6 protein-coding genes and 2 pseudogenes are annotated in these 5,962 nt (G+C 44.2%); 3 read left to right on the forward strand and 5 right to left on the reverse strand.

The genetic code is table 11. The features are described 5' to 3' along the window. Positions 1-79 precede the first annotated feature (79 nt). Positions 80-260: pseudogene (locus IM322_RS23555) on the forward strand (hypothetical protein). 169 nt (positions 261-429) lie between these two features. On the opposite strand, the gene IM322_RS19985 reads toward IM322_RS23555, so the two are convergent. The 4 genes from IM322_RS19985 to IM322_RS20000 form a co-directional block, all read right to left on the reverse strand. Further along, on the reverse strand, positions 430-1,212 hold the full coding sequence (locus IM322_RS19985; protein ID WP_286825649.1) for an energy-coupling factor ABC transporter ATP-binding protein: 783 nt from the start codon (positions 1,210-1,212) through the stop codon (positions 430-432). A 14-nt stretch (positions 1,213-1,226) separates the two neighbouring features. After that, positions 1,227-2,000: a cobalt ECF transporter T component CbiQ gene (cbiQ, locus tag IM322_RS19990; protein WP_287672713.1), complete on the reverse strand. Its 774-nt coding sequence runs from the start codon at positions 1,998-2,000 to the stop codon at positions 1,227-1,229. Positions 2,001-2,111: 111 nt separating this feature from the next. After that, the gene (locus tag IM322_RS19995; RefSeq protein WP_287077429.1) at positions 2,112-2,435 is read right to left on the reverse strand and encodes a PDGLE domain-containing protein; all 324 of its coding nucleotides are present in this window, start codon (positions 2,433-2,435) and stop codon (positions 2,112-2,114) included. A gap of 13 nt (positions 2,436-2,448) precedes the next feature. Next, positions 2,449-3,192: an energy-coupling factor ABC transporter permease gene (locus IM322_RS20000; protein ID WP_287672715.1), complete on the reverse strand. Its 744-nt coding sequence runs from the start codon at positions 3,190-3,192 to the stop codon at positions 2,449-2,451. Positions 3,193-3,660: 468 nt separating this feature from the next. Between IM322_RS20000 and IM322_RS20005 the strand changes: the two genes are divergently transcribed. Next, entirely contained in the window at positions 3,661-4,851 is a 1,191-nt protein-coding gene (locus IM322_RS20005; RefSeq protein WP_287672716.1) for a ScyD/ScyE family protein, read from the forward strand. 203 nt (positions 4,852-5,054) lie between these two features. Beyond that, positions 5,055-5,591: a deoxycytidylate deaminase gene (locus tag IM322_RS20010; RefSeq protein ID WP_110578255.1), complete on the forward strand. Its 537-nt coding sequence runs from the start codon at positions 5,055-5,057 to the stop codon at positions 5,589-5,591. Positions 5,592-5,680: 89 nt separating this feature from the next. Here IM322_RS20010 and IM322_RS20015 read toward each other — a convergent pair. Continuing rightward, a pseudogene (locus IM322_RS20015) lies at positions 5,681-5,830 on the reverse strand (DUF29 domain-containing protein); the annotation flags it as partial. Between the last annotated feature and the right edge of the window lie 132 nt (positions 5,831-5,962).

The raw sequence follows: 5,962 nt of genomic DNA on the forward strand, positions 1-5,962 counted from the left end.
CAATTAATGTTATTACATCATTCTCCCTTAGAATCCCAAAAATTAACCGCTAAGTAGGGTCTGCTGAAAAAGTTTTTCGGTGGGGGTTGGGGGTTGGGGGTTAGGGGTTGGGGGTTGGGGGTTGGGTTTTACCGATTTTCAGGTGGTAAACTACCTAATTTTCAGGGAAAAAGTACCTGAATTTTCCCCCTGATCACTCCCATGCCTGGTACTTTTTGATTGACAAAAAGTCTAAAAGTCTTACCCAACAAGGTTTTTAGATTTATTCAGCAGACCCTAAGTAGCGGTAAGCTGTTGACTATCTCAATCACTCGTTAAGACTGTCTATGAGAGGGGAAAAGGGAGCTTTTTTTCAGTGTTGCCAAAGGCACGGCGTAGCCGTCCAGTAAACAGTAATCGGTGAACTGAAAACTCACATCTGATAACTGATCACTGATCACTGACTTGTGAGGGCGCATCAGCGATCGCACAGTAGGGACGACTATAACAAAGGGGTATTTCCAGGTCGTGTTGTTCCAAAAATTCCCGATTACTTAAAATCTTAGCGGTTTCTCCCTCTCCCACCACCTGACCACGACTTAAAACCACCGTGCGATCGCATAGTTCTAAAGCCAGATCGAGATCATGGGTGGCGATGACTTGGGTTTGGGGTAAAGTGGCTAACAGTTGTATTAATTGCCGACGGGATCGGGGATCCAGTTGGGCGCTAGGTTCATCAAAAACTAAGACCTGCGGCAACATGGCTAAAACCCCCGCAATCGCCACGCGTTTTTTTTCACCCCCCGATAGATTCTGACTGTTTCTCTTACCGTAATGCTTGGAATCCAATCCCACCGCGTGTAAAGCATGATGACAGCGATGGTTTAAATCCTCTCCGCGAATTCCCTGATTCATCGGGCCAAAAGTCACATCTTCCCAGACAGTGGGCATAAATAGCTGATCGTCGGGGTTTTGGAAGACTAAACCGACAAAATTGCGGATATTTTCTAAATTCTCCGGTTTAACTTGGTAGGGACCGACGGTGATTTTACCCGTTTGCGGCGGGAGAATACCGTTAAAATGCAATAATAAGGTGGATTTTCCCGATCCATTGGCCCCGACCAAAGCCACCTTTTCCGTAGCTTCAATGGCTAAATTAATACCTTTTAACGCTTCTGTGCCGTCAGGATAGGTATAAACTAGGTTTTCAATAAAAATCGGGTTGTGGTGCATGAAAAACGAGACTTTTATCTGAGTAGATGTACCATTTGACCCCAGAGGATCAGAATTACTGTGCCAATTATAGCGAGATAATCGTTCAGCTTGCTTTGGGGAACCTGTACAGAAGGCAAGGAACCGGTGTAACCCCTCGATAACATGGCTTGATAAATGCGATCGCCACGTTCGTAGGTACGGATAAATAAAGCGCCGATCATGTGTCCCACTAGCAACCGTTGCCATCGGGGACTACTCATTAAATTGCGCGCAATTGCTGCCCTTCGCATGGAATTAAATTCAGCGATCAAAACAGCTAGATAACGGTACATAGAAGCCAAAATTGCCACCAATAAAGGGGGAGTTTTTAGGGTAACTAATGCTTGCAACAGGTCAGGAATCGCTGTCGTTAAAACCAGAATATTGACCGTACAAAGACAGAGAAAAGCTTTTAGGGCGACACTGCCTAACACCAGCAATCCCTCGCTAGTTATCCGCAAAAATCCCCAAGACCAAAGAATTTCCCCGCCATCACGAAAAAGAGTTCCCAATAAAACCACACCGATAAAGACAAATTCGATCGCTACTCTTTGTAAAAGTACGGCAATACTCACCCGACTGATCAGAATTAAAATAATTAATCCTAATCCGTAAATCCCCCAAGTTCCCCAACTACCATTCGGCGTTAAGGCTGTGGCAAAAACTAACAAAAGAGTAACTAAAACCCGGGTATGGGGCGCGAGTCTCTGCCAAAAACCGAAATTTTGTCCCTCATTTTCGCGATAAAAAGTAGCAATGTGTAGCATTTATTCAGTTATCAGTTATCAGTTATCAGTTATCAGTTAGAAAAGGGATATAGGGATATAGGGGTTTAGGGAAATTTCAGCTAAATGCCCCACTTCTCGACTCCCATATCCTTATTCCTGATTTTGGGATTTTGCAATCACTAATTTACCGATACCCCAAGCGATGCCGAAAGTGGCAAGAGTTCCCAGAAAACCGGCGAGGGGAGTGGCGATACCTTCGGGAACACCTTTGAGGGCATAACCATCAAAAATTCGGGCGAAAGGTAATTGACTACCTAGGGCGTTAGGGTCTTCTTTTTTGCTAAATTGCAAGTCTTCCGCCACTCGATCGAGTCCGTCGGGATCGGGACTGGCAAAGGGAGAAAGAAAAACGGCGATAATTAGGGAACATACTAGGCCAATCAGAAAAAATTGGCTATTTCTGCGAATATTCATCGAATTAATTGCTTTATTGACGAGAAGCGTAGGAAGATGGAACAGAGGTATTAAGGGAATGGGGCGGATCGTAGAGAAGATCGGGACGGGTTCGCCAGATATAACCGACAGCGAAAACGGTAATTACCGCTTCCCCGATGCCGATGAGGATATGCCAAGATAACATGGCAAAAAGGGCGACTAAAGGCGGTACAGTGCCAGATAAAGCCAATTGCAGGGCGCAAGCCAACGCCGCCACCACCACACTTGTCCAAGCGGCCAGGGCAACAGCAATCGCCATACTGCGCCAACTATTAAAACCGAGGGCTTTTCTAATCCCCAGATAGAGATAATAACCGCCAAACGTCCCGATCAAACCCATATTGACGATATTCGCCCCTAAAACCGTTAAACCGCCATCTTGAAAAAATAAAGCTTGAACGATAAAAACCACCGCCATCACCAAAGAACCCGCCCAGGGACCGAGTAAAACCCCCGCAAGAGTCCCCCCTAATAAATGTCCGGAGGTTCCCCCCGGAATGGGAAAATTAATCATCTGGGCGGCAAAAATAAAGGCGGCACAAACTCCCATCAAAGGTACAGCCCGTTCAGCGTAGTGACCGCGCACTTTTTTGAGAGAAAAGCTAATCAGGACGACGGCAATTATCCAAGTAAATAGACTCACCGATGGACTCAAAAAGCCGTCAGGAATATGGAGGGCGAGATAAGGGGTAAGGAGATGGTGAAACAAACCAACTCCCAGAAAATTAACAGACATTAAAACTCAGTCTCCTTGGCAATTTGGGTTAAATATTTCAATAGAATTGCGTCGCTAGGACGGAAAAGTCCTCTCTTCTAGTAGATAACTAACCGCTTCATTCTACAATGCTCTCTCTGGGGATTTAAACCCTTTAGCTTCTTAAGAATTTCTGTTATTTTGCCAGCCGTCAGGGTTTAGCTATCAGCAAAAATCTGATTATTCTCAAGGTTAAGATGTTAAGATAGTCTGATGATGGCTCTTCTCGACTTTGTGTGATAACCTTTGCTTATAGAATTGTGAAATACTTATCAGGCAAAACTTTTAGTGCTATTTTGACGTTCGGACGTTCGGCGAAGACTTCGGCGTGATCTCAGTCGAACGCTTTTGTCAAACGATCACTCAAGCTGCGGAAGAAACTATCACTATAGACCTCGTTTCCACACAGAAACCAGAAGAGCCTGATGATTAGTAACTTGGCAGTAACGTATGAATAACAAAAAGTTAACCCTCACCCTAGCTCTCACTGTTGGTTTTGTTAGCCCAACCGCTCCAATGTTAGCCGCTAATATTTCTACCACCGTTCTCGCAAGCGGTTTAAATAATCCTCGGGGCATGACCCTTGGTCCTGATGGGCAGCTTTATATCAGCCAAGCGGGAAGAGGTGGTAACGGAACTTGTGTTGTGACAGGTCAAAGTCAAGTTTGCTACGGACCAACTAGCGCGATCGCTCGTTTGCATACAACCACGGGAGCAACGGAGGTCTTGATCGATAATTTACCGTCCTTGGCTCAACAACCATCAGGCAATGAAGGTACTGGTCTTCAAGACCTTTACTTCGACCAATCAGGGCAGCTATTCGGTATTATCGGTTTGGGAACTAATCCCAATGTTAGAGATAATACTTTAGGTATTCCTGCCTTTGGCCAAGCAATTGCCATAAACTTATCTGGAACACCTAGTTGGTCACTAAAAGCAGATTTAGCCGATTTTGAGGGAAATAATAATCCTGATGGGGGTGAAGTTGATAGTAATCCCTACTCCCTGGTTGTGCAAAATGGTGTTATTTATGCCACCGATGCGGGGGGAAATTCCTTGCTCAGAGTTGATGGCAACGGCAATATAGAAGCGATCGCTACTTTTCCCGTTCGCTCAGTTACACCACCACCCTTTATTCCTAATTTACCGAATCCTTTTCCTATGCAAGCCGTACCCACAGGGATGGCTATTGGTCCGGACAATCAACTCTATATCGGGCAACTTACTGGATTTCCTTTTCCCGTTGGTGGGGCTAATGTTTATCGGTTTAATGGCACCAATTTAGAAGAATTTGCGACAGGTTTCACTAATATCATTGATCTTGCTTTCGCCCCCGATGGTAGTTTATATGTTCTAGAATATGCTAGTAATTTTCTGGCAGGAGATTTTAGTGGTCAGCTTTGGAAAATAGCACCTAATGGGACTCGTCAAAGTATTTTAGATGAGGGTTTATTCTTTCCCACTGGTTTAGCAATTGGGGATGATGGAGCTATCTATGTTGCCAATCAAGGCTTTGTCGGTGGACAGGGGCAAATTTTGAAGATAACTTCAACCCCAGAAATGACCTCGGTGATCGCTTTAGGAGTTACTGCACTAATGGGTTTACGATTACGCTCTAAAAAAAGGTCAACTTCTTTGTAGCCGTTCGGGGGGGGACAAAATCTGGTTATCTGAGAGATATGGATGAGAAGCCGCCACTAGAAATACCAAGAATTGGCGCAGAGGATTGGGAGCAGACCCAGCCAGCGTCAGACGGTGATGCTTTAATTGGTTTAGAGGTTATCTAATGATAACTATCAGAGAGAACCCCCTCTTTTTCGCTTTTTCTAGCTTGGTATAAAACCGTGATCAACTCTGAAGAAAAAAGACCGACTTGGGACGAATATTTTTTAATGATCGCTAAATTAGCCGCCACCAGATCCACCTGTTTAGCTTTTCCCGTCGGTGCGGTAATTGTCAAAGATCGGCAGGTTTTAGCCACGGGGTACAATGGTTCTCCATCAGGAACAGTTCATTGTACTGCCCAGGGTTTTTGTTATCCCGGTTTGGGAACCTGTCGAGAATCCGGAGAAATTCCCTCTAGGGCAATTCATGCCGAAGCTAATGCGATCGCTCAAGCGGCTAAACACGGTATTTCTACCCAAGGGGCTAGTATTTACGTTACTTTAGAACCCTGTATTTCCTGCTTAAAACTAATTATTTCTTCGGGAATTAAAGAAGTTTTTTATGAAGCGGATTTTAATAGTGGGACAAAGGCAATGTTAAGGGATTCTTTTCTAGAAACGGGGATTATTAAATATAAAAAGATTTATTTATCAGAAGAAATGGCTAGTCATGCGGCCTTATTTTTATTAAATCCCATTTCGATCGATCTCAGGTAGTTATCCTCGGGAGGATAATTACTAGCAAAACTCTCTATTTCTATGGTAAATAAAGTTAGTTGAATTGGGATAAAATAGCGAAAAATTTTTTATGGGCGGGTTTCCGGAAAAGGTTCGATATCGATGGGGAACCAATCCCCGTCTAATACCTGTTCAAGAGTGAATATAGAGTCCAAGGGAATCGCATTTTTATCGACTACCCGCGCGTTAATCAGGGATTTTCTGGCGGTTAAATAGGGTCTGCTGAATAAATCTAAAAACCTTGTTGGGTAAGACTTTTAGACTTTTTGTCAATCAAAAAGTACCAGGCCTGGGAGTGATCAGGGGGAAAATTCAGGTACTTTTTCCCTGAAAATTAGGTAGTTGACCAC

This window comes from Microcystis sp. M109S1, from assembly GCF_020247025.1.
GTDB lineage: Bacteria > Cyanobacteriota > Cyanobacteriia > Cyanobacteriales > Microcystaceae > Microcystis.

Bases quoted from the DNA above. Each gene is read 5' to 3' on its own strand.
- IM322_RS19985 (WP_286825649.1), bottom strand. From the start codon at position 1,212: ATGCACCACAACCCGATTTTTATTGAAAACCTAGTTTATACCTATCCT.
- cbiQ (WP_287672713.1), bottom strand. From the start codon at position 2,000: ATGCTACACATTGCTACTTTTTATCGCGAAAATGAGGGACAAAATTTC.
- IM322_RS19995 (WP_287077429.1), bottom strand. From the start codon at position 2,435: ATGAATATTCGCAGAAATAGCCAATTTTTTCTGATTGGCCTAGTATGT.
- IM322_RS20000 (WP_287672715.1), bottom strand. From the start codon at position 3,192: ATGTCTGTTAATTTTCTGGGAGTTGGTTTGTTTCACCATCTCCTTACC.
- IM322_RS20005 (WP_287672716.1), top strand. From the start codon at position 3,661: ATGAATAACAAAAAGTTAACCCTCACCCTAGCTCTCACTGTTGGTTTT.